The sequence below is a fragment of the Streptomyces sp. NBC_00005 genome, from assembly GCF_045160215.1.
Taxonomy (GTDB): domain Bacteria; phylum Actinomycetota; class Actinomycetes; order Streptomycetales; family Streptomycetaceae; genus Streptomyces.
Genome location: NZ_CP108316.1, coordinates 10,799,104 through 10,822,078 on the forward strand (window position 1 = coordinate 10,799,104; position 22,975 = coordinate 10,822,078).

The 22,975-nt window shown below is 68.4% G+C and carries 22 protein-coding genes and 2 pseudogenes; 10 read left to right on the forward strand and 14 right to left on the reverse strand.

Features of this window, described 5'->3' with window-relative positions; all coding sequences use genetic code 11:
* Positions 1–252: 252 nt before the first annotated feature.
* The 3 genes from OG303_RS49360 to OG303_RS49370 form a co-directional block, all read right to left on the reverse strand.
* Positions 253–1,098, reverse strand: coding sequence for an SDR family oxidoreductase (locus tag OG303_RS49360; RefSeq protein WP_405876669.1), 846 nt, complete (start codon positions 1,096–1,098; stop codon positions 253–255).
* A gap of 110 nt (positions 1,099–1,208) precedes the next feature.
* Positions 1,209–1,976: an SDR family NAD(P)-dependent oxidoreductase gene (locus tag OG303_RS49365; protein ID WP_405876671.1), complete on the reverse strand. Its 768-nt coding sequence runs from the start codon at positions 1,974–1,976 to the stop codon at positions 1,209–1,211.
* 153 nt (positions 1,977–2,129) lie between these two features.
* Positions 2,130–2,702, reverse strand: coding sequence for an ester cyclase (locus tag OG303_RS49370; protein WP_405876673.1), 573 nt, complete (start codon positions 2,700–2,702; stop codon positions 2,130–2,132).
* Between the two features lie 215 nt (positions 2,703–2,917).
* Here OG303_RS49370 and OG303_RS49375 point away from each other — a divergent pair, with 215 nt between their 5' ends.
* Complete coding sequence (locus tag OG303_RS49375) at positions 2,918–3,877, forward strand: helix-turn-helix domain-containing protein (RefSeq protein WP_405876675.1); 960 nt, start codon at positions 2,918–2,920, stop codon at positions 3,875–3,877.
* Between the two features lie 256 nt (positions 3,878–4,133).
* A complete protein-coding gene (locus OG303_RS49380; protein WP_405876677.1) occupies positions 4,134–4,532 on the forward strand; it encodes a GNAT family N-acetyltransferase in 399 nt (132 codons plus the stop codon).
* Positions 4,533–4,705: 173 nt separating this feature from the next.
* On the opposite strand, the gene OG303_RS49385 is transcribed toward OG303_RS49380, so the two are convergent.
* The gene (locus tag OG303_RS49385) at positions 4,706–5,695 is read right to left on the reverse strand and encodes a threonine/serine dehydratase (protein WP_405876679.1); all 990 of its coding nucleotides are present in this window, start codon (positions 5,693–5,695) and stop codon (positions 4,706–4,708) included.
* A 516-nt stretch (positions 5,696–6,211) separates the two neighbouring features.
* On the opposite strand from OG303_RS49385, the gene OG303_RS49390 reads away from it, so the two are divergent.
* Entirely contained in the window at positions 6,212–6,532 is a 321-nt protein-coding gene (locus OG303_RS49390) for a hypothetical protein (RefSeq protein WP_405876681.1), read from the forward strand.
* A 505-nt stretch (positions 6,533–7,037) separates the two neighbouring features.
* Complete coding sequence (locus OG303_RS49395) at positions 7,038–8,189, forward strand: MFS transporter (RefSeq protein ID WP_405877863.1); 1,152 nt, start codon at positions 7,038–7,040, stop codon at positions 8,187–8,189.
* A gap of 25 nt (positions 8,190–8,214) precedes the next feature.
* Here the strand turns inward: OG303_RS49395 and OG303_RS49400 are convergent, their stop codons facing one another.
* The gene (locus OG303_RS49400) at positions 8,215–8,619 is read right to left on the reverse strand and encodes an ArsR/SmtB family transcription factor (RefSeq protein ID WP_405876683.1); all 405 of its coding nucleotides are present in this window, start codon (positions 8,617–8,619) and stop codon (positions 8,215–8,217) included.
* Between the two features lie 95 nt (positions 8,620–8,714).
* On the opposite strand from OG303_RS49400, the gene OG303_RS49405 reads away from it, so the two are divergent.
* The gene (locus OG303_RS49405) at positions 8,715–10,718 is read left to right on the forward strand and encodes a heavy metal translocating P-type ATPase (RefSeq protein WP_405876685.1); all 2,004 of its coding nucleotides are present in this window, start codon (positions 8,715–8,717) and stop codon (positions 10,716–10,718) included.
* A 236-nt stretch (positions 10,719–10,954) separates the two neighbouring features.
* Here OG303_RS49405 and OG303_RS49410 read toward each other — a convergent pair whose 3' ends face one another.
* Positions 10,955–11,572: a polyprenyl synthetase family protein gene (locus OG303_RS49410; RefSeq protein ID WP_405876687.1), complete on the reverse strand. Its 618-nt coding sequence runs from the start codon at positions 11,570–11,572 to the stop codon at positions 10,955–10,957.
* A pseudogene (locus OG303_RS49415) lies at positions 11,461–11,778 on the reverse strand (polyprenyl synthetase family protein); the annotation flags it as partial. The pseudogene OG303_RS49415 and the gene OG303_RS49410, both read right to left, overlap by 112 nt.
* Before the next feature lie 229 nt (positions 11,779–12,007).
* Between OG303_RS49415 and OG303_RS49420 the strand changes: the two are divergent.
* Positions 12,008–12,256: a transposase gene (locus tag OG303_RS49420; RefSeq protein WP_405876689.1), complete on the forward strand. Its 249-nt coding sequence runs from the start codon at positions 12,008–12,010 to the stop codon at positions 12,254–12,256.
* 237 nt (positions 12,257–12,493) lie between these two features.
* Here the strand turns inward: OG303_RS49420 and OG303_RS49425 are convergent, their stop codons facing one another.
* Positions 12,494–13,288, reverse strand: coding sequence for a tetratricopeptide repeat protein (locus OG303_RS49425; protein ID WP_405876691.1), 795 nt, complete (start codon positions 13,286–13,288; stop codon positions 12,494–12,496).
* Positions 13,289–14,272: 984 nt separating this feature from the next.
* Positions 14,273–14,764, reverse strand: coding sequence for a glutaredoxin domain-containing protein (locus OG303_RS49430; protein WP_405876693.1), 492 nt, complete (start codon positions 14,762–14,764; stop codon positions 14,273–14,275).
* A 426-nt stretch (positions 14,765–15,190) separates the two neighbouring features.
* Between OG303_RS49430 and OG303_RS49435 the strand changes: the two genes are divergently transcribed.
* The 3 genes from OG303_RS49435 to OG303_RS49445 all read left to right on the forward strand — a co-directional run bounded on the left by OG303_RS49435 (position 15,191) and on the right by OG303_RS49445 (position 16,141).
* Positions 15,191–15,346: a hypothetical protein gene (locus tag OG303_RS49435; protein WP_405876695.1), complete on the forward strand. Its 156-nt coding sequence runs from the start codon at positions 15,191–15,193 to the stop codon at positions 15,344–15,346.
* Positions 15,347–15,473: 127 nt separating this feature from the next.
* Complete coding sequence (locus OG303_RS49440) at positions 15,474–15,914, forward strand: VOC family protein (protein WP_405876697.1); 441 nt, start codon at positions 15,474–15,476, stop codon at positions 15,912–15,914.
* 17 nt (positions 15,915–15,931) lie between these two features.
* Positions 15,932–16,141: a hypothetical protein gene (locus tag OG303_RS49445; RefSeq protein WP_405876699.1), complete on the forward strand. Its 210-nt coding sequence runs from the start codon at positions 15,932–15,934 to the stop codon at positions 16,139–16,141.
* 124 nt (positions 16,142–16,265) lie between these two features.
* Here the strand turns inward: OG303_RS49445 and OG303_RS49450 are convergent, their stop codons facing one another.
* The 3 genes from OG303_RS49450 to OG303_RS49460 form a co-directional block, all read right to left on the reverse strand.
* The gene (locus tag OG303_RS49450; RefSeq protein ID WP_405877865.1) at positions 16,266–17,489 is read right to left on the reverse strand and encodes an IS701 family transposase; all 1,224 of its coding nucleotides are present in this window, start codon (positions 17,487–17,489) and stop codon (positions 16,266–16,268) included.
* 139 nt (positions 17,490–17,628) lie between these two features.
* Entirely contained in the window at positions 17,629–18,129 is a 501-nt protein-coding gene (locus tag OG303_RS49455) for a GNAT family N-acetyltransferase (protein ID WP_405876701.1), read from the reverse strand.
* 183 nt (positions 18,130–18,312) lie between these two features.
* A complete protein-coding gene (locus OG303_RS49460; protein ID WP_405876703.1) occupies positions 18,313–19,662 on the reverse strand; it encodes a DUF6236 family protein in 1,350 nt (449 codons plus the stop codon).
* Positions 19,663–19,802: 140 nt separating this feature from the next.
* Here OG303_RS49460 and OG303_RS49465 point away from each other — a divergent pair, with 140 nt between their 5' ends.
* A complete protein-coding gene (locus OG303_RS49465) occupies positions 19,803–21,389 on the forward strand; it encodes an oxidoreductase (protein ID WP_405876705.1) in 1,587 nt (528 codons plus the stop codon).
* Between the two features lie 278 nt (positions 21,390–21,667).
* On the opposite strand, the gene OG303_RS49470 is transcribed toward OG303_RS49465, so the two are convergent.
* A complete protein-coding gene (locus OG303_RS49470; RefSeq protein WP_405876707.1) occupies positions 21,668–22,378 on the reverse strand; it encodes a hypothetical protein in 711 nt (236 codons plus the stop codon).
* A gap of 193 nt (positions 22,379–22,571) precedes the next feature.
* Positions 22,572–22,942 (reverse strand): annotated as a pseudogene (locus OG303_RS49475) (transposase); the annotation flags it as partial.
* Positions 22,943–22,975: the final 33 nt, after the last annotated feature.

Sequence of the window (22,975 nt, forward strand, 5' to 3'; positions counted from 1 at the left end):
GAGAGGTTCGCACGGCCCACCGAATGGTTCGCGCTGTCGACTTCGACTAGGGCCACCTTGTTCTCGAAGTCGTAGGTCGGGTTCATCGTGTGCGTCGCTCCAACCATCGGCCGGTGCCGCGCCGACCGGACAGGAAAGTGATTCCGTCACCGTTGTCCGGGGGCAGCGGGACCTGCGGTCGTCCGAGGGCTCGCACTCGTGCGGCCCACACTCCCTGCTGCGGTGCGAGCCCAAAGCCCGGGTCCGGGCGTGTCAGGCGCTGGTGTCGTCGTAGCCCAGGTTGCTGCCCAGTTCGCGGGAGGCTTCGGCCTGGGCGAGGAGATCACGGGCCTTGGCCTCGACTCCTTCGATGGCGTCGGCACCGGCGACGAAGCGCAGCAGGGGCTTGTCCTGGTCGGCGATGGTCAGCAGGGCGCGGGCGAGCTTGGCGGGGTCGCCGGTCTGCTGTCCGTTCATGCTCTTCCAGGCGGAGATGGTGGCGGTGGTGCGCTCGGCGTAGTCGTCGATGGTCGGCTCGGGCCAGGTGGTGGAGGCGTCCACGAGAAGCTCGGTTCGGAAGAAGCCGGGCTCCACGACCGTGGTGTGGATGTTGTACGGCTCGACGTCGTAGCGCAGCGATTCCATCCAGCCCTCCACACCGAACTTGGAGGCGGCGTACGCGACGCAGAACTCCTGGCCGATGATGCCGGCGGAGGAGGAGAGAGTGATGACGTGCCCGGCGCGCTGCTTGCGTAGGACGGGCAGGACGGCGCGGGTGACATTCATGGGGCCGAAGAGGTTGGTCTCGATCTGCTGGCGCATCTGCGCGGGCGTGATCTCCTCGAAGTAGCCGGCGAAGAAATTGCCGGCGTTGTTGATCAGGACGTCGATGCGGCCGAAGCGCTCGACGGCTGCCTGCGCGGCGGCCTCGGCGTCCTCCAGGCTGGTGACGTCAAGCTTGGTGACCAACAGGTTGTCCTGCGGCCCGCCCAGGGTCCTCTCCACCTCTTCGGGGCGGCGGCCGGTGGCGACAACCTGGTGGCCGGCGGCGAGGGCCTCGCGGACGATGTCCGTGCCCAGACCGCGTCCGGCACCGGTGACGAGAATGACCTTGCTCATGAGGGGTTTCCTTTTTCATGCGCCGTAGCCCGGCGCTCAGTGGGGTGTGGTGATGGCGTGTGGCTGTGGCGTCGCCGGAGGCCCGGACGGACGGCTGGTGACAGCCGGGGTCAGGCCTGGTCGGTGGGCATGATCCACAGTTCGCCGACGGAGGCGTGGCGGGGCCGGGTGACGATATAGGCGACGCCGTCGGCGATGTCGTCGGGGGCGAGGACCTCGGTCTGCTCATAGAAGGTGCCGATCGCTTCGCGGACCTCGGGCTTGTGGTCGTTGTGCGAGCCGAGCTCGGTGTCCACGCCGCCCGGCTCCAGGACGCCGACGCGGACGTGGCGCTGGGTGACCTCCTGGCGCAGGGACTCGGTGAAGCCGTTCACGCCGAACTTGGTGAGGTTGTAGACGCCGTATCCGTTCCAGGCGACCCGGCCGGCGATCGAGCTGATGTTGACGATGTCGGCGACCCGGCGCGGCCCGTCCTCCGCGGCCTTGAGCAGGTGCGGGAGGGCGGCGCGGGTGGTGTAGAGCAGGCCCTGGACGTTGACGGCGATCATGCGCTCCCATTCGTCGGCATCCGCACCGACGACGGGCCCCAGGAGCATCAGCCCGGCGTTGTTGACCAGGGTGTCCAGGCGTCCGAAGTGCTCCACCGTCCGCTGCACGGCCGCGTCGGCCTGGGCGCGGTCGGTGATGTCCGCTTCCACGACCAGCGCGGTGCCGCCCGCCTTCTCGAACTCGGCGGCGAGGTCGTTCAGTCGGTCCTTGCGGCGGGCCACCAGGGCGACGGAGGCGCCGTCCTCGGCGAGCCGGCGGGCGGTGGCGGCGCCGATGCCACTGCTCGCGCCGGTGACGAGCGCGACCGTGTCGGTCAGCTTTGTTGCCATGGGGGTGTCCTGTTCTTCCTTGGTTCTCTGGGTGTGCGGCGCAGGGCCGACGGGGACCCGTACGGGCCGAGCTGAGGGGCGCGGCGAGCGCCGGTCATCGTGTCGGCGTAGGGGTGGCTGCGGCGGAGGCGGGTGGAGTACGGCGCTCCGCTGCTATGCGGCGGAGGGTATGGCGCCCATCTGCTGAAGGATGCTGAGCATGTCGAGCTGGGCGCGCTCCTCGACGATCTTGCCGCGGGACAGGCGGTAGAACGCGAAGCTCTCCGCGTGGATCTTCTTGCCCGTGCCCTCGACTCCGGCGAAGGGTCCCTCGTGCGTGCCGGTCATGGTGTAGCGGATTGCCACGGTGTCGCCCTCGGCCCGCATGTCCTCCACCGTCCACTTGAGGTCGGGGAATGCCTTCATGTTCGCGGCGACGATGTCGAGATACGTCTCCCGGCCCTGCTGCGTCTGGCCGCCGAAGTGCATGACGATGTCCGGGCTGATGAACTTCCTCGCCAGCGCGGGATCGCCCGTGGGCAGGAACTCGCTGGTGAAGCGCTGCATGATGCGCTTGTTCAGCTGCGCGGTCCCGTGGTTCCACGAGACGGGCTCCGCCGTGACGCGAGTCGACGACCCGGAGACGGTGTTGCCGTCGGCCGCGTCCGCCGCACCCGATCCGAAGGCCGCGAGGCCGAGCATTCCCAGCGCCGTGACTACGACAGCAGGCTTGGTGTCTCGACGCATGATCCGTCCATCCGATTCCGATGATCGCAGCGCCGACGGCGCCGCAGAAGGGCTGGAGACCGGCGGCAGAAGCGCCGCCGTATCCGGGCCATTCACACCGCGGTGGGCGGTGCACCATCAACAGAACCGGTTGTCACGCGTGTGTGGGAGTCCCTGATGAGGGGGTCACTGAGAGGGACTCCCAGACAGCGTGAAGCATTCGTAGAGTGGAGCACATGGCAGGAAGAAACGACCCTTACGGCACTAACCCTGGCATTCAGGTCGATTTCCGCGCAGAGATCAGGGAATTCCTGGGCACGCGACGGGCCAGGGTCACCCCCGAGCAGGCTGGACTGCCCTCGTACGGCGGAGACCGTCGGCGGGTCACCGGGCTGCGCCGGGAGGAGGTAGCTCTCCTCGCGGGCATCTCCAGCGAGTACTACACCCGGCTGGAGCGCGGCAACGCCACCGGCGTCTCGGAGAGCGTCATTGACGGCATAGCCCAGGCACTGAGGCTTGACGAGGCCGAGCGAATCCACCTGCTCGACCTCCTGCGCGGCGCCGGCACGACCCGCCCCCCGCGACGCCGGCCGGCCCAGCAGCGCGTCAGGCCTGCGGTGCAGCGCGTCCTCGACTCGATGACCGGCACGCCCGCGTTCGTACTCAGCGGACGCCTGGACATCCTGGCCGCCAACGCCCTTGGGCGGGCGCTGTTCTCACTGGTCTACGCCGACCCGGCGCGCCCGCCGAACAACGCCCGGTTCGTCTTCCTCGACCCGCACGCACCCGAGTTCTTCCGCGACTGGGACGAGGTCGCGAACGACGTGGTCGCCATGTTGCGCGCCGAGGCCGGCCGCGACGCCTACGACCGGCGGCTGACGGACATGATCGGGGAACTGTCCACCCGCAGCGAGGACTTCCGTCGCCGCTGGGCCGCCCACAACGTCCGCATCCACACCACCGGCCTGAAGCGCTTCCACCACCCGGTCGTCGGCGATCTCGACCTGCCCTTTGAGACCTTCCCTCTCGGGGGCGACGCCAGCCAGAGCCTGCTCACCTACACCGCTGAGCCGGCGTCGCGTTCGCAGGACGCCCTGAACCTGCTGGCAAGTTGGGCCGCCACCACTGACGACATCGATGAGTTTGAGCCGGTCGACGACTCTGAGCCGGCTGAGTCGGCCGAGACCTCCGACTGACCGAAAAGCCGCAGTGTCTGCCCCCGGTGACGGCGGCGTGAGGGTCCCGACACAGCGCGGCCTGCTCGACCTCAGCAGAAGGTGCCGCCGTGTCTGCGAAGTGGCCGGCTTCGCTGTATGCCTTGGCCAGCATCTTGGGGGAGATCCTTAATGGTGGAGTCGGGTATGGGAACCCTCGGAATGCCTCTGTCTGAAAGGGGCGTAGGCCCCAGAAGAGGCAGGGACGGATCGGACCTCACGGCCTACGATGCGGCCCATGACGATCGCGTATGAGTGGCGCGGTGACTTCGACAATGCCGCCGTCAACGCGCTCCACGCGGATGCGTTCGGTCACGTTCAGGGGAACACCGATTGGCGGACACGAGTGCACCGTCACAGCCTCGGCTGGGTCTGCGCCCGGAAAGACGGCAGACTCGTAGGGTTTGGCAACGTCGCCTGGGACGGTGGCGTCCATGCCTTCGTTCTTGACACGATGGTCGCCCAGGACATGCGCAAGACCAGTGTTGGGACCGAACGCGTGACGACCGCAGCGCAAGGCGCCCGCGCCGCGGACTGTGAATGGCTCCATGTCGACTTTGAAGAGCATCTGCGCCCGTTCTACTTCGACGCGTGCGGCTTCAGGCCGACGGACGCGGGGCTCCTAGCCCTGCGCTAGATCACGCTTGCTCCGCAGTCGTCCGGCGGCTGACCTCGGCCGAGCGTCTGCGGTGCGGGTTGGTGTCGGTGTATTGGTGTTGGTCGTGTTCGCTTGTCGGGCATCTCGTTTGCTGTGACGGGTGTGAATTCCGGGTGTGTATCCGCTCTCGTGGGGGCGCAGGCCGCGCCTCTTCAGGGCATCAAGTTCTGTGGATGGCGGGCCGCGCTGACCCATTGGTGGTAGGCGTCTGTGTCGACGTTGCTGCCGCACACGATGGTGACGACGTGCCGGCCGGCGAAGCGGTCGCGGTTTTCGAGGATCGCGGCGATGCCGAGTGCGGCCGAGGGTTCGACGACGAGGCCGGCGTGGTCAAGGAGCATTCGCATACCGGCGATGATCGACGCCTCCTGGACCAGGACGGCGTCGTCAGCGACCAGGAGGAGGTCGTCCAGGACGGCCGGGATGGGACGACGGCCGGCGACGCCGTCAGCGATGGTGTTGGTCGAGTCGGTGGTGACGACACGTCGCCTGCGCCACGAGAGTGTCAGCGCGGGTGCGCCCAGTGGCTGGACGCAGATCACCTCGACTTCGGGTGCCAATGCCTTCACCACATGACCCACGCCGGTGGCCAGCGCCCCGCCGCCGAGGGCAATCAGGACGGTGTCGAACGACGGCGCAGGGTCCACCAGTTCCAGGCCGATGGTCGCCGCGCCCTCGCAGGTCTCGATGTCCAGGCTGTCTTCGACCAGCCGGATGCCGTCGTACCGTGCGATGGCCGCAGCTCGCTCGCGAGCCATCTCGTGGTCGCCGTCCACCAGCTCCAACCCGGCGTCCAATGCGCGGATGCGATCAAGCTTGGCCCGAGTCGCAAAGCGGGATGCCACGACGGTGACGTCGAGTCCCCGGCCGCGACCGGACCACGCGAGGGCTTGGCCAAGGTTGCCCGCGCTCGCACATACCACGGCTCGCGAGGCAGTGTCGGCGATCAGGCTCGCGACTACCTCGGTGCCGCGGGCCTTGAAGCTGCGGACCGGGTTCGCCGTCTCGAGCTTGATACTCACCGTGCACCCGAGGCCGGGCTCCAGCGCCTCGCAGCGGTACAGCGGAGTGTCGAGAAAGACCGGGTCGATTACCCGGCGAGCCGCCCGGATTCGAGCAGTGTCGAGACGCGTCTCTTGCACGACACAGCAGCGTAGCGCCACCGGCGCTGGCTCCATGAGCAACTGCCGGGAGTTGTAGATCGGTCACGATCCGTACAGCCCCCTCACGGAACTCCGGATCGAACTTCCGTCGCTTGTCCGCCATGACTCCCAACTTCCCCTGCAGTCACGGTCTTCACGCTACGAGGGGAGGGACAGGTGAGCTTGTTGATGCTCTGCGACAGTGGGGAACTTGCCCCACGGGATCGGGGCCATGACTGCAGGCTATGCCCGCCTTCGTCCTCTGGCTGCCGCTATGCCACCCGCCCCTTTGCGTCTGCGAGGGCGCGCTGGGCCCGTCCCCATCTAGGGGTGAGCGGTGTCGGTGCCACGGCCGGTGAGGCATTGCGGGGCGGACTGAGGCGGTAGCAGTGCCGGGGTCTGCCTCGGCGGCGGCCAGTTCGGTGAGACGGCCATACTCCACTGCCCAGGGTGAGCGCGCCCGGCGAGACGGACCCCTTGGGCATGTACGGCGGGTAGTTGCGCGATCCTGGATACATGGAGATCGAGATCCTGGTGGTGCCGGGCTGTCCGAACGAGAAGCCCGTGGCTGATCAGCTGCGGCGGGCACTCGACGATGTCGGGCTGAGCAGGGAGACGTTCACCACGCGCGTCATCGACGGTCAGGCCGAGGCCGAACAAGTCGGCTTCACCGGTTCCCCGACCGTCCTCATCGACGGCCGCGATCCGTTCGCCGAGCCCGGCCGCGTACCCGGACTGGCCTGCCGGGTGTACCGGACGCCGGGCGGCCTTGCCGGCGTCCCCGCCCTTCGCCAACTGCGACAGGCCCTCAAGGATGGGGGCGGCGCCAGGTCGTAGGCCCGCGCGGGTGTGATGATCAGTGCTCGCCGGAGAAGATCTCGCGTGCCTCCCGGAGGGCGTAGTAGACCAGCACGTAGCCGGCGGCGGGGTCGGCCCACCATCAGCCGGCCGCGGTATTGAAGACCAGCCCGAGCAGGACGGCAGCTGCCAGGATGCCGTCAATGAACGTGACACGGCTCTCTGTCTCCAGGACCCGGTTGTCCAGCGCCGAACTCGCCGGCGCCCGCGCCGCGCGCTCCGACCCAAGCCACTCCGCCGATACGGCCGGCCCGACTGCGTGCCGTGAAGGGATATCAGCCGTGAAGCACTGGTCCGCTGCCTTCCCCGGGTGTGCCTCCGACGCGATACGCGACCGGCTCGGCGCTCCCCAACGACTTACTGTCGGGCACCGTCCCGCCCCCGACTTCCGCACCGCGTACGGTGCGGGCGGCGACGGGGGGACGCAGTGACGGCCCCCGCCGGCGCCGTCCCCGCCGAAGCCCCCCCAGCGCCGTCGCGCCAGATGTGGCCGCTGTACGCGGCCGGGTTCACCACCGCGTTCGGCGCCCACGGCATCGCCGCCAACCTCGGGCAGGCCGGCGGGGACCTGACCGGGTCGCTGCTGTATCTGGGGCTGCTGCTGGCCCTGTACGACGGGGCCGAGGTCATCCTTAAGCCGGTCTTCGGCAGCCTCGCGGACAAGATCGGCGCCCGCCCCGTGATGATCGGCGGCCTTCTCGGCTTTGCGACCGCCTCGGCCGCGTACCTGATCGTGGACAGCCCGGGGTGGCTCTGGGCGGCACGGCTGGGCCAGGGAGCTGCCGCCTCGGCCTTCTCGCCGGCTGCCTCCGCTCTCGTCGCCCGCCTTAACCCGGCCGCCAAGCACGGCCGGGCGTTCGGCAGTTACGGCTTTTACAAGTCCATCGGTTACACGCTCGGCCCCCTTCTCGGCGGTGTCCTGGTGTGGGTCGGCGGGCTGCGGCTGCTCTTCGCGGTGCTGGCGGTGCTCGGCGCGGCCGTCGCGCTGTGGGTTCTGCTGGCCGTCCCTCACGTGCCGCCGCTGCCGCGCGCGCGTCAGACCGTCCTGGATCTGGCTCGTCGCCTGGCCGACGGCGCCTTCCTCAAGCCGACCGCCGCGCTGGCCGCCGCCACCGCCGGCCTCTCGGTCGGGGTGGGATTCCTGCCGGTGTCCGGAGCCGCTGCCGGATACGGGGCCCTGGCCACCGGGGCGGCCGTTTCGCTGCTGGCCGCCAGCGCCGCCCTCGTCCAGCCCCGGGCCGGACGTGCGCTCGATGCCGGACGCCTGAGCACGCGCACGGGCCTGTTCGCCGGGCTGCTCCTGGCCGCTGCCGGGCTGGCGGCCGCGATGCTTCCGGGGCTGACCGGCGTGCTGACTGCTGCCGTGGTCATCGGGGCGGGTACGGGGCTGATCACCCCGCTGGGCTTCGCGGCCCTGGCAGCATCCACCCCGGTCGAACGCCTCGGCCAGACCATGGGAGCCGCCGAACTCGGCCGCGAGCTCGGCGACGCGGGCGGTCCGTTGCTCGTGGCGGGCGTCGCCAGCGCACTTACCCTCACCAGCGGCTACGCCGCCCTCGCCCTAGTGGTCACCGCCGTGGCGGTGCCGTTCGCCCGGTACACGCGAGCAACCAAGGGTGCACCGGGGCGCGGGTGACCCACGTCGGGGCGGGACTGGGCGGTCAGCGGGTGGCGGCGGCCACCTTGGCCGCTGCCGGGATGTCGGCGTCGGCACGGGTGTCATGCAGGCCGAGCCGCAGGTGTTCCACGTGGTAGAGGGCCTGTTCGAGGAGTTCGGCGACGTGGTTGTCGTACAGGCTGTAGATGATGGAGCGGCCCCGGCGTTCGCCAGTGACCAGGCCGAGGTTGCGCAGCAGCCGCAGTTGGTGCGAACAGGCGGACTGCTCCATGCCCACCGCGTCGGCCAGTTCACCGGCCGCGCACGGCCCCTCCTGAAGGCGCGCGAGGATGTACAGCCGCGACGGCGTCGCCAGCGCCTGGAGAGTGGAGGCGACATCGGTAGCCCCCGCCGCATCCAGGCGCTCACGGGGGGTGGCAGCGGTTTTGTCGTCGACTCCATGGCCCATGGCGCCATCCTACCAATGACAAATGAAGAGCTATTCATTCATTCCTGTATGGTGGTGGTGCTGCCGTCCCCATGCCCGCGAAGGGTACCTTTGTCATGCCTTCCACCCTTATCGAACGCCCGGCCCCGCCCGCCGCCGCTTCGGCGCGCGACGCGGCCCCGAAGCGGCGGACCCGCGTGTTCGCGCTGGCCGAGGCCCGTTGGGCCATGGCTGCCCTGGTGGTGTTCCTGATCGCGCTGCCGCTCCAGCTGACCGGCGCCCCGGTATGGGCGTGGGGTCCGCTGTACGCGCTCACTTACATCACGGGCGGCTGGGAGCCGGGCTGGGAGGGCTTGAAAGCCCTCAAGGACAAGACGCTGGACGTGGATCTCCTGATGGTCGTTGCCGCCATCGGTGCGGCTTCGATCGGGCAGGTGATGGACGGCGCGCTGCTGATCGTCATCTTCGCCACCTCCGGCGCCCTGGAGGCGCTGGCCACCGCCCGCACCCAGGACGCGGTGCGCGGCCTCCTCGACCTTGCACCGGCCATCGCCACCCGCCTGGCCGACGACGGCCGCGAGGAGACAGTGGCCACCGCCGATCTGGCCGTCGGGGACACAATCCTCGTCCGCCCCGGCGAGCGGGTTGGCACCGACGGACGGGTCCTGGACGGGGCGAGCGAGGTCGACCAGGCCACCATCACCGGCGAGCCCCTGCCCGTGGCAAAGGAGACCGGTGACGAGGTCTTCGCCGGCACGTTGAACGGCACCGGCGCGCTGCGGGTCAAGGTTGAGCGGGACGCCTCCGACTCGGTGATTGCCCGGATCGTGGCCATGGTCGAGGAAGCCTCCGAGACCAAGGCCCCCACTCAGTTGTTCATCGAGAAGGTCGAACAGCGGTACAGCCTCGGCATGGTCGCTGCCACCCTGGCCGTCTTCGCGATCCCGCTGGGCTTCGGCGCCGATCTCACGAGCTCGCTGCTGCGCGCCATGACCTTCATGATCGTCGCCTCGCCGTGCGCCGTGGTGCTCGCCACGATGCCGCCGCTACTGTCCGCGATCGCGAATGCCGGACGCCACGGTGTCCTGGTCAAGTCTGCCGTCGTGATGGAGCGCCTCGGCCAGATCGACGCGGTCGCCTTGGACAAGACGGGCACCCTGACCGAAGGCACCCCCCGCGTCACCGACATCCGCCCCTTGACCGGCAGAAACCTCGACGAGGACAGGTTGCTGGCCCTGGCGGCGGCCGCCGAGCACCCCAGCGAACACCCCCTCGCGCGCGCCATCGTGGACGCCGCCCGCACCCGCGGCCTCGACATCCCCGAGACGCGGGACTTCAATTCCACCCCCGGCATCGGCGTGACCGCCACCGTCAACGGCGCCGCTATCGCCGTCGGTGGCCCGGCACGGCTCCTGGGCGGCGCCACCGACCCGCGCTCCGCCAGGACCGCGGCCCTCGCCGAGGAACTGGAGAACGACGGCCGCACCGCGGTCCTGGTCGAGCGCGACGGCATCCCGGTCGGCATCCTCGGCATCGCCGACCGCCTGCGCCAGGACGCCGCCGCCACCGTCACCGCCCTGAAGGCGCTCACCGGCAGCACCCCGATGCTGGTGACCGGCGACAACTCGCGCGCCGCCGCCCGCCTCGCCGCCGAGGTCGGCATCGTGGCCGACGACGTCCACGCCGGGCTCCTGCCGCAGGACAAGGTCGAGGTGGTACGCCGCCTGGAGGCCCACGGACGCAAGGTGCTGGTCATCGGCGACGGCGTCAACGACGCCCCGGCCCTGGCCGCCGCCCACACCGGCATCGCCATGGGCCGCGCCGGCTCCGACCTGGCCCTGGAAACCGCCGACGCGGTCATCGTGCGCGACGAACTCGCCACCGTCCCCAAGGTCGTTGCACTGTCCCGCGCGGCACGCCGCCTGGTCGTCCAGAACCTCGTCATCGCCGGTGTGTTCATCACCGGGCTGGTCGTCTGTGACCTGGTCGCCACCCTGCCGCTGCCGCTCGGCGTCCTCGGACACGAAGGCTCCACCGTCATCGTCGGCCTCAACGGCCTGCGCCTGCTGCGCGATGCGGCCTGGAAGCGCGCCAGCACCGAAGGGGGCAGCGTCCAGTGAGCAAGCGCACCCGCCGGGCCACCCCCACCGCGCAGGCGTCGACTACGTCGTCAAGGTGCCCGCCGGTCTTCCGGTGACGGGAGGCACGTCCAACGGCAGCCTCACGCTGACCGATGTCGGCACGGTCGACGTGCACACAAGCAACGGCGAGATCGCAGTGAACAGCGCGACGGGCCCGGTGAAGCTGCGCACGTCCAACGGCGACGTCAACGTCAAGGACGCCAAGGGCGGCGACATCAACACGCAGACGTCGCCGTGTGCTTGCCCTCGCGCAGATCCGTACCGCTTTCCGTGCCGCCGTCCGCCACCTCCATCACATCCTCCAGGTCATCCAGAAGCTGAAACGCCTCACCCAAGGGCCGCGCATAAGCCGAGCACGCCTCCAGCACGGTGCCGTCGGCACCGGCCAGGGCGGCCCCGGTCTGCATCGGCCGCTCCACGGTGTACTTGGTTGTCTTGAAGTGGATCACCTGCATCGCGTCGGCCATCGTGCCGATCCCCTCGCCGCTCGCGCACAGATCCAGGTACTGCCCTACGATCAGCTCGGTGCGCATCGCATCGAGCGCTGCGCGGGCCGCCCCGATGTCCGCAGCGTCCCCCAGCAGCTCCGCCGACCACGCCTCGCACAGGTCACCCAGCAAAATCGCTGCGCTCTCCCCGAACCACGTCTCGTGCCGTCGGCCGCCGGATACGGCGAACTGCCGGTGGGCGGTGGGACGGTCGTGCCGGCGTCGGAGCGGTCGATGACATCGTCGTGCAGCAGCGCGAACGTGTGGAACAGCTCGATGCCGGCAGCGGCGTGCAGCACCGAGACCGTGAGCGGCGCCCCGCTCACGGCGTACCAGCCGGTGCACAGATATAGAGGGCGCACGCGTTTGCCCCCCGCACCAAGGAAGTCCCGCAGCACGCGCAACGGATCGCTGAGGCACGCACCGTAGGAACCGTGCTCCTTGGCATCGATGAAGCGATCCAAGGCGTCATTCACTGCCTGTCGAACCCCGATCAGGTCGCAAGCCTCGGGGGGCACGGTCGTGGGGCGGGGAACAGCGTGATGGAGCATGAAGGTCCTCGGCGGTGTAGGTAGCGCAGACCGCCCAGGCGCGCGGTCATTTCAGTGCACGCTCCGCTAACGACCGTTGGACACCGACGTTTCGTGAGCCCGGCAGGAGTCCCACTCCTCTGCGCCCCGAAGACAGCTTTCCCTGCCGAAGCCTGGATGGGCTTGATCCGCTTTGGCGGACATCTGAGTTCAGGGGTTCTGCCCGGGGAGGATGTCCATCATGGAGAGCATGGGGAAGAAGAAGCCGCGCCCTCGCCGTTCGTTCACGCCGGAGTTCACAGCCGAGATCGTCGAGCTGTGCCGACGGGGTGACCGCTCGGTCGGTCAGATCGGCCGACGGGGTGACCGCTCGGTCGGTCAGATCGCCAAGGATTTCGTTCGAGATCCGGGCGGATCGGGGGTAACCACACCCGCAAGCCTCTGGCCCGTGAGCGGGAGGAATGCCTTCGGCTTGTGGATCTTGGGTTGCCGCCCGTGAACACCGCGACCACACCGCCGACCGCGAGCGCACCGCCGATTCCGTCGGCGGCCAGCTGCTGCCTCTTGGTGAGCGGTATCGCTTCCTCTGCCTCGGTCTGTTGCGTCTCCTCCTCGGACATGCGCGGATGATGGGTCAGCAGCCGTTCGGCACAGGGGAGTTGAGGCGGGTCAGTGGCGCTGTTGTGAGTCTCCAGCAGGTGATGGTGCCCGCCACTTGCCAGTGGGCTGAGCAGGCCTATGAGGATCCGGTGTCCGCGTCCGGGGTTTCGGGCGGAGGGTCGCTTGCGGTGATGTGGGTCAGCAATTCCTGCGCTTCGCGGATGCGTGGATGGGTGGGATGAAGGAACTGCTCGCATGTCTCCAAGGCCTGACGGGCGTTCGCCTTGGCTTCGTCGCGGCGGCCCAGACCGTGCAGGGTCGCGGCGAGGGCCATGGCCGGCTGTCCGCTCCCTGCGCGGGACGCGGGCGGCGTCGGCTGTTGGGACTCGGCGAGCGCCTCCTCGTACCGGCCCTGCCCGTTCAGGCTGCGTACCAGGAGACATCGCAAGGAGGCGGCTCTGTTCCCCGTCGCGCGGGCCAGATTGCCGCGCGCGACCGCTTCCGCCTCCGCGAACCGGCTCTGCCCGCACAGGGCTTCGGCCAGGCACGCCAGAGCGGACAGCTCGATGTCCGCGACATGGGTGAGATGCGCCAGCCGGGTCACCTCACGCAGGATGTCAGCGGCCTCGGACTCCACCTTCGCGTAGTGCTCCTCGCCGAGAAGTACGACCGCGCGGTTGACCCGCACCACCAGCAGAATGGTCCGATCGGCGCTGCTGTGCTGCAACTCGACAGCCAGCCGCTCCAGTTCGGGCAGTACGTGTTCCCTGCGCCCGTGCAGCACCGAGGCCGTGAGGGCGAAGGTCCTCGCCAGCCACACCGGCTCGGGACTTCGGTCCCACACGCGCCGCGGCCGCGCCGCGAGAGCCTGCGCCCGGGCCTCGACCTCTTCGTACTCGCCCGTGGCGAGCTGTTCCAGGAGACGACGCAAGACTGTCGCCTGCGCACGGGATATTCCACCCGCACTACGCCCGAGGAGGCCGATGTTCCTCTGTATGAACTCCACGTGGTGGGACCTTACGGGTCCGCCTCGGCCCGTGTCCTGTATGGCCCGGGCCCGCGCACGCCGGAACACCTGTCGTTGCAGGTCATGGCCGCGCTCTGCGAAGCTCCGGCAGGACCTCGCCGACATGGCATTCACGGCTTGATCAACTCACTCGTGTTGCAACAACCGCCTGAATCCACCTGGTCGGCCCGACCACGGCCTCGACCAGGGCCCGAGGCGGGTGGGTGCTCACCGGGTCATCCGCCGACGTCCCGCCGAGGGCTGTGCCAACACCGGTCTGTCGCATCACGGTCGGTGCCGTGGGCGAGCGGGCAGAAGGACACTGCAGACCTGCGGGTGCAGCCTGCGCATCGGGGCATCCGGCTGTGCGCAGGAGGGCATCGGCTCCCCGGGCCGTGCTGCGCACCGGCTGCACGCTGCCCCACTGCGCACCGTCCTTGCTCGGTTGCACAGCCCGATTGCGCAGGCTCGGCTGGGTGTTGCGCAGTCGGGCTGCGTCACCGCTGTGCACTCTGCCGGGGTGGTTTGGTGGGCTCGACTGCGGGCCCGGCCGCGGCGGCTGGAGGGCTGTGTCGTCGGATCGTGACCGATGGTCGGGGTGCGTGGCCGCCCGTGTGGTCGGGGTCGGTGGGTGAGGTGACGGCATGGAACGCACGTATGCCTCCGCACCCGTGGCCACCGGCCGTCCCACCCTGGTGGACACGGTGTGCTGCTGTGGCCATCATGTGCGGCTTGTGCCCAGGGCGGCGCGATGAGCGGTTTCGGAGCCGGCATCCGCCGCGGGGTGATGGCGGCCGATCAGTTCACGCAGATCGCCAACGGGTTGTTCCGCGACAGCCGCCGTCCCATGTCTGACCAGCGGAATCCGTACACGAGGTTCGGAAAGAGAACGACCTCTAAGCTTGTCTTTTAACCTCTGTGCGCTTGTGTCTGCGTGTGCCTCTCCATAGGGCGCGGTTTCTGATCACGCGGAAGGGGGAGCTGTTCGCGCACCCATCCGGGATCGGGGTTGGTGTGTGGCTGGCCCGTCACGACGACGGTCGGCACGGTCTCGTTGCCGTCGTTGGCTGCTCTCACCGCTGCGGCTCCTGCCGGGTCGCGCCAGATGTTGACCCAGTGCAACTGGCGGGCGCTGCGGCCCAGCCGGATGCGCAGTCGTATGCAGTACTTGCAGCCCGGCCGCCAGAAGACGACCGGTCGGCCGTCGACCGCGCTGCGGCGTTGTGCCTCCTGCGCACCGATCGACCTCGGGAAGATCAGGGGTGAGTTCACGCTGGCGAGCGCCAGGAACGCCAGCAGGAGTGCTGCGGCTGTGCCGGGGCTCCCCTTGAAGATCTGCCCAGCCGCGACAGCTGAGCCGCTGAGTACAAGCAGCATCGGCAAGGTCCAAGCGCGCATCATGGTGATGCAGGCTACCGATGAGTCGAAATGCTCCTCGAACTAGGCCGCTCACCTGGGCATTCGCCGGACAGGCGGACGGCCCCCGCATGAGCATGCGTTCCGTCACAGAACCGCACTCATACGAAGGCCGCAGGGGTGAGTCTGCTGCACCACGATGCCCGGCACGAGGCATTCGACTTCACGTCCCACTTTCGCGAGGACTTCTACGGATGCCTGACCCGGCGTCGGGACAGGTCGGCACCTGCACGTCAAGGTCGGGCGCGGAGGCGACCGCGGCGCGGAAGGCGGTCGACCGCTCGTCGATCAGTCGCAGCAGGTCAGGGAAGTCCAGAGTCTCTTGCACGCCGGATGTTTATCACCCTACTCCGGCGAACGGACAGCGATTTTCACCGCCTCCGCGGCGTACGACCCGGCACCGTGAGTTGATTGGGGAGGCGCCATGCTCAAGCGCGCACGCTGCGCATCGTCGAGGAAGCATTGGAAAGCGGGGACGGCACGCTGCGGCTGATCGTCTTCAGGACATCGGCCACCTGTGCCGCACGCACCCTCGGTGGTGGCGCCTGGCTCGCGGGTCTGCTGTAGCGGTGCTGAGGCGCGATCCAGATTTTCGGAGTTCGGCGGTCTGCGGATGTCGAGAGTCTGCCGCCGGCTTCGTCCCAGGGACGTCAGCGGCTACCACAGGCCGCGCGAGGAAGAAGGAGAAACCAGCATGGCGATTTTGCGGATGGACAATGTCGGCATCGTTGTCGAGGACATGGATGCCGCTATCGCGTTCTTCGTGGAACTCGGTATGGAGCTGGAGGGCCGGGCGGAGGTCGAGGGCCTTGTCGCCGACCAGTGCACCGGACTCGACGGAGTGCGCTGTGACATTGCGATGGTCCGGACCCCGGACGGTCACAGCCGGCTCGAGCTGGCGAAGTACCGCAGCCCCGCGGTGATCAGTGCCGGGCCGCGCAACCGGCCGCACAACATTCTGGGCACGCACCGCGTCATGTTCGCCGTCGACGACATCGAGGACACCGTTGCCCGGCTGCGCCCTCACGGTGCCGAACTCGTCGGGGAGATCGCCCGGTTCGAGGACAGCTATCTGCTCTGCTACCTCCGCGGCCCGGAGGGCATCATCGTCGGACTGGCCGAGCAACTGCGCTGAGAACGAGGAACCGGACGATGCAGCCCGACGAGTTCATCGAGGTTTTGAACCGCCCGATCAGCCAGGAGCTGCCGGCCCGTGACGTGATCCGCCTGGCCTACGTTGCCAAGGATGGAACCCCGCGCAACGTACCGATCGCCTTCACCTGGAACGGGTCGCACATCGTCCTGTGTGCGAGGAAGAACCCGCCCCAACTCCCGTGGCCACCCTCGCGCACAGGCTCCTGAAACGACGCCACCAGTAGGTGAGACACATCTGAGTGTCTGGAGAAGCCTTCCCGTCGGGTTCTCGGGGAGCGGGTTCCGGTGAGCGGCTGTGGACGCGAGATACTCCAGCTGTAGATCTTGATCTTCATGCCTGGGTGGCTTGTCGCTGGTAGTGGCTCGTCTGGGATCGGGCCTGATGGTGGCGTCGCCAGGTGGACCAGCGGAGTCGGTAGGCAGCGGTGTGGATGGGTTGGAAGACGAGGGTGATGAACGGGTGCTGGATCTCGTTGCAGGTGAGCGGTGTGAGGCCGTCCGGTGCAGGGTGGCGGGCCTGTTCGTTCGCGCGGACGATGGCGAGGAAGGCGTGCGCGAGTATGGCGAGTGCGACCCAGCGCGACCAGGACGCGTAGCGGCGGACCTGGTGCTCGTCCAGTCCGGCCAGGCCCTTTCCGGTCTGGAAGAACTCCTCTACTCGCCACCTTGATCCAGCGATGCGTACCAACTCGGTCATCGGCGCCGGAGTGGGCGAATAGCAGTGGTAGTGGGCCAGTTCGCCGGTGCTGCGGCTATGGCGGATCAGCAGTTGGCGGTTGCCCGGAGCGGGGTAGTCGAGGTCGATGACGGCCCAGTCGTAGAAGCGTTGGCCCTTGGCTCCGGTTCCGGCGGATAGCTTTTGCCAGGCTCTCTTGGGCACCTTCTTGGCCAGGGTGTCCGCGCGGAACTTCCCCGCGCCCGTGGTGGCTTCGTGCGAGCACGCCACTGCGAGGACGTAGCCGGTGCCGCGTTGCTCCAGTGCGGTCCGCAGCTTCGGGTTGCCGCCGTAGACCTCGTCGCCAGCCACCCACGCGGCCTGGTGGTCGGCGTTCAGGAACCGGGCGACCATGCGGGCGGCCAGCTCCGGCTTGGTGGCGAAGACTGTCTCCTCACCGAGTCCGGCGGCGCGGCAGCGGTCGGGGTCGGTGGTGCAGGAACGCGGAACGTACAGTTCCCGGTCCACCGCGGCGTGTCCGCCCCGTCCCGCGTAGACCAGATAGACGGCGACCTGGGCATTTTCGATTCTGCCTGCGGTGCCGGTGTACTGGCGCTGGACGCCGACCGTGTCGGTGCCCTTCTTCACGTCGCCGGCCTCGTCGACCACCAGCACCACTTGGTCGTCGTGGAGGTGCTCCACCACGTATCGGCGTACGTCGTCACGGACGGCGTCGGCGTCCCACTTGGGCCGCCCCAGCAGATGCTGGGTGGACTCCCCAGCCCACTCGGCGATGGTCCAGCAGTTCTTGCGCGGCAGGTCCGACAGCAGACCGAGCACCAATCGCCGGACCCGGCGTCGGGGCTCGACCCGCTTGAACCGGCCCGCGATCCGGCCTATCAGGCATTCGAACGCCTTTTGCCATCGAGCAGCGTCTACGCTGTGACCTGCGGCCACCGCATGATCTTCAGCCTTCACACACTGATGATCAATGGTGGCCGCAGCCATCCCACAACCGGTCCACCGGCAAGATCACGGTCTACGGCTGAAGTGCCAAGTCGCGCTGATACCAGGTGCCTGGCTTACCGCCGAGGCCGGCCGGGTCGGCCGGTCCGACCGGGACGAACCCGGCCTTGGTCAGCACCTTCTGGGACGCGGCATTGGCGTCGGCGGTGGCTGCCCGCAGTGTGCGCAGCCCGTGCCGCGCCGCCCCCAACCGGCACAGCTCTCGGACGGTCGCGGTCGCCACGCCGCGGCCGGCGACGTGCTGCGCGATCCGGTAGCCGAGGTTGGCAGTGCCGCCCTCGATGTCGTACAGGTTGAACCGGCCCAGAACCGAGCCGTCCTCGGCGACCAGCACGTAGAAGGCGCAGATGCCAGCCTCTTGCTCAGCCAGCAAGGCGCGGTGCCGGTCGGCGAACTGGTTGTAGAACTCGTCGCCTCGGTCGGAGACCGAGGCAGCGAAGTAGGCACGGTTCGCCAGCTCGAAGGCCAGGACCGCAGGGGCATGGCCAGCAGCCAGCTGCTTCAGCTCGGGCACCTGCGCAACTCTACCCAGACGGCGCGCCGAGGCCACCTGAGTTTCCATCAGCGGCAGACAGCCCCAAGACCATGGCACATCACGATCTACAGCTGGAGTAGAGAGTGGGCTCTGGTCCACTTCTTGTGGTCGCATGTGACCAAGCGCCAGAATGCCACCTCTTCTACAAGGGCATCGTCAGGCTCACGTGGGGAGGCGTGGCGGTGCAAGTCGTCGTGCGGCCGCGTGGACGCGTTCGGTGAGGCTGAGGGGTGCCAGGCCCGTCTGGAGTTGGTGCAGGTACGCCATGGGAGACGCGCCCAGTTCTTGTTCTCGCCGTCGTCGGTGTTGCAGCGCCGCGGCGCTGACTCCGATGGCGAACCCACCCAGACCGATGGCCGCAGACTGCTCGATGGACGGTTGCGTCGCCAGCACCGCGAGCGCGCTGGTCATCACTGGCGGTGCGGCCACCTGCACGTTGATTGCCCCCCACGCTGTCTCCATCCGCTGACCACGCATGGCCCGCTGGAGGTCCTCCAAGGCTGGCCGGATGCGGGTGTCGAAGCGCGTCTGCAAGTGGTCGAGCAGCACTTCTCGTTCCGTGATCCGGTCCAGTTGTGCGGCCTCCGTGACCATCACGTCGACCGCGTCCCTGAATCTGGCGCGCTCCCCGGCGTACCGGCGCTTGAATTGAATGATGCGGTCCACCGCAATGGCATCGAGGTCGCGCGGCAGCACGGCCGCCACCGAAAGGTTGACCAGAAGAGCCGCTCGCTCGTCGACCTCCAACTCAGGTGCGGACTGGCCTAGCACGCCAGCCACCAGGCGTCGCGCCGCACGTGCGGTTCCCGCGTGATCGAACACGTCCTCTGTCAACGGCACGGCACCGTACCCCGGTGCTGCCTGCGAACCCAGCAGAAGCATGTAGGCGTCGGCCAGAGTGGAATGCATCTGGATCCGACCGAGGCTTTCAGTCGACTGCGCGGCAAGCCCAAGGCCGGTGAGCCGTTCGATGAGCCAATCCGGCGCCTTCCAGGCCGCCAGGTCGTCCCGAAGGGCGGAGAGGCCCGGGGCGTCCGTCGGCAAGACCGAGTAACGCGACAGGTCGATGCTGTCCAGCGCTTGGAGAAGAAGTTCCGCGGCTTGCTGAACATCCCAAGGCTGAGGAACCACATCCCGGAGGAACTTGTCCTCGAACAGCTTGATCTCGGTGCGCGAGATGCTGGGGAGGGTATCGGTGTGCTGGGGGACGTGGAACCGGTAAAACCGGTCCCAGTAAAGCGCCGTCAATTTCAGCCAGCGCTCGTCCTCAAAGTGCACGTGCCGGTAGTACAAGCCGAACCAATCACTCATGCTCGCCCCCTGTGCCGCCCCGAGCCGAACGCACACGGCGTAGGCAGAGTAGCGCTCAGTTGCACTGCCGTACCCGAAGGACAGCACCGCGGAAACGGCCTGACGGCCCTCGTTTGGGTTCGGAGGCCCGCCACCGACGCAGAGAGGAACGGCAAGCGGGATCATCGCTGTTCGGGGCAGCTTGACCTGCTGAAGCAGCATGCGGCACCGGGTATCACGACTCCACAAGAAGGTTGCGTGAAGGGACATGCTCCGCGCTAGCGTGCCCATGGCTGCCTCGTCCGCGAGGTCGGCTGTCAGGTCTTGTCGTGGGTAGGTCCGCACCGGAATGATCGTCGATCATGCGTCTCGATGAACTTGGTGCTGCTGAACGCCAGTTGTGGAACTCCTTCACGCAGGGCATTGCCGTCGATGTCCGCGACGGCACGTCATCGGCTGAATTCACGGTACGGGCCCACGTCATCGAGGCGCTGTTGCTGGGTGCCGGTGCCGATCCCACCCCGGGTGACCGCCCGGCACTCCGCCTCACCGGCGCTCGCATCACAGGCAGTCTGGATCTGCGATTCGCCGAGATTGCCATGCCGGTTGTCCTGGCCGACTGCCGCTTCGACGAAGTACCCCTGCTACAAGGCGCCAGGCTCCGCGAATTGGCCCTCCCGGGAAGCTCTCTGCCAGGCCTTGCCGCCGACACCGCCCAGATCGACGGCCGACTGGTGCTGTCCCGATGCCACCTGTCTGGGCCCCTCATACTGAACCGCGCCGAGATCCACGGTGACCTGGACCTCCGCGACACCGTGATAGTGGCACCGAGGGCCGAGGCCATATCCGCGGTCCATGCGGCCATCGACGGTGACGCGCTGTGCAGCAACCTGGCTGTCCAGGGAGGATTCCGCGTATCCGGTGCCTCCGTCGACGGTGAGTTCGACCTGGAGGGCGCCTCCCTGAACAACCCCGGCGGCAACGCACTGGACGCCTACCATGTCCAGATCACCGAGGACTTCACCTTCCACCCGGGCTTCAGAGCCGAGGGGCGGATCATCCTGTCCGGTGCCACGGTCTCGGCCGCGATCGGCTTCTGCGGCGCCGTGCTGAACAACGCCGGCGACGTTGCGCTGGAGGCTGTCGACGTTCATGTCACCCGCAATTTCGACCTCGGTCGGGGCCTCGCCGTCAACGGCGGCATCAAACTTGACGGCAGCAACATCGGTACGCAGCTCAGCTTCCGCGACACCACGCTCACACATCCTGGCGAGACCGCCTTGTCCCTGCGGATGGCCCAAGCCCGGGAGACCGATCTGCGTACCCGGCGGCCGATCGATGGCACCGTCGACGCGCGCAACGCCCAACTGGGCACCCTGTACGACAACCCCGACACCTGGCCGGCAGATATCCGGCTGGCCGAGACCACTTACGACGCCCTCGCATCCCCCCTGGCAGCGGCCGAACGGCTCGACTGGCTCCGGCGCGGCACCGACGGCTACCTCCCGCAGCCGTACGAACAGCTCTCAGCCGCGTACCGGCGGCTCGGACACGAGGACGAAGCACGCACGGTGCTGCTGGCGAAGCAACGCCATCGGCGCGCTACGCTTCCTGCGCACATCCGCGTCTGGGGTCACATCCAGGACGCGACCGTCGGCTACGGCTACCGGCCTCTGCGCGCCGGTCTCTGGCTCATGGCTCTTCTCGCCTGTGGTGCGATCTTCTTCGCAGTCCATTGCCCCGCACCGCTCGATGCGGGAAAGGCACCGCCGTTCAATGCCGTCTTCTACACGCTCGACCTGCTGGTCCCCATCGTCACCTTCGGGCAGGAAGCGGCTTTCGCGCCACGAGGCATCGGTCAATGGCTCGCCTACGGGCTGACCGCTGCCGGCTGGGTCCTCGCCACTACCGTCACCGCTGGCATCTCACGGGCAATCAGCCGTCAGTGAGACGAAAACACCAGCTACGGCGGGACTCCGGCGTTCACGAGTGGCTGCGCCTCTCTCAACGAGTATCGTTTGTTGATGAGTTCGGATGTCACCCGAGGTCCTGTGAGCCGCTGAATATCGGTGAGTTTCGATGTCACTTGGACGCGTGGTCGGGGTGTCAGCAGGCCGTTGGAGAGCATTCTCCGGCGCGAAGCGCCGGCCGGGGGGTCAGAACGTTCGCGGTCACGGTGTCCCATGGGGATGATGGTCGTGAGGGGAGTTCGGGCGCCCGAGCCGACCTAGCCGTGCAGCCAGATCCGCAGTGGACCGACCGGCTCGAAGCCGTGGCGAACGGCGGCCGCCAGGTGCTCGCCGTGCTCGTAGCCGACCACCGGCAGGGTGGGGAACAGCCAGTGCACCGCGTCCAGCACGACTGGCCAGGCCGCGTCAGGGCCGCCGTCCAACGCGAAGACATTGGAGATTCCGACCACTTGGTCGCTGTGGCTCGCCACCGCGCCGGCGACCACCCGGCCGTCGGCGGAGCGTCCGGCGAGTACGAAGGTGGCTGGGTCGTCGAGCAGTTCGGGCCGGAAGAGGTCAGGGTTGCCGTTACCGTTGTCCCAGGCCAGTGCCCAGGCGTGCAGCGTGTCGGGGTCGCCCGCCACGTGCCAGGCGAGATCCGGCGTGGTGTCGGGCGCGCTCGCCGGACGGTGGATCCACTGCGCCTCGAACAGCACCCGGAAGCCAGCTCCCGTCAGGTCGAGGTCGGCGAAGCTGTCCTTGACGGAGGCGCCGGGCGCGCTGGTGTCGATCCGGGCTGCCAACGCGGCCGGGTCGGCGCCTGGCACCAGCGTCACCGCGTCGGGATAGAACAGCGGCGTGCGGGCTGGGGCGGCCCAGACCTGTGGCTCGAACGCGCCCGCCAGGCCGTGCGATCGGCTCATCACCGCGCACCACTCGGCGTTGTTGCGGGCCGCGGCCCGGACCAGGAACTGCTTGTGCACCGTCACGAGTGCGGATCATGGTCGGTCCGGTCCGGCTCGTCGAACGGTTTTCCAATGCCCGCAGGATGGACACTCCGCCCGAAGGCCCATAGGCCAGCTCCTGGGGAATGACGTGATCGTCCACGGTCAGACTGTGGCTGCTTGTTCGGCCCGGGCCCGGGTCTGCGCGAGTCGGTAGACATCCGATGCGCCTGATGCGTCAAGCAGCAGTGGGCATCTGGGTGGTCTGTGGGGAGGTGGCGAAGGCGGTTGCCTCGTCGAACGGGACCTGGTGTGACAGGCAGTGGTGGAGGCAGCCGAGCATTCGGTTGAAGAGGTTGCGCTGGGCCGCGGTGTGCCGTTCCCTGTAGCACGTCTGCGGTCGTAATGAGCCCGAGCGCCAGGTGACTTGGTGAGTGCGGAGAAGGCCCACACGTATCCGACGGCCGCAAGCCGCTGATTTTTGACCTTGCGAGCGAGCACCGCGCGGGTCTTGCCCGAGGCACGGGTCACCGGTACGGACCCGGCATGCGCTTTCAGCGAGGCTGCGTTAGCGAAGCGTGTGCGGTCGTCTCCCATCTCGGCGAGTAGGGGTAGGCGTGGCCGCAAGAACGACGCGGGCCG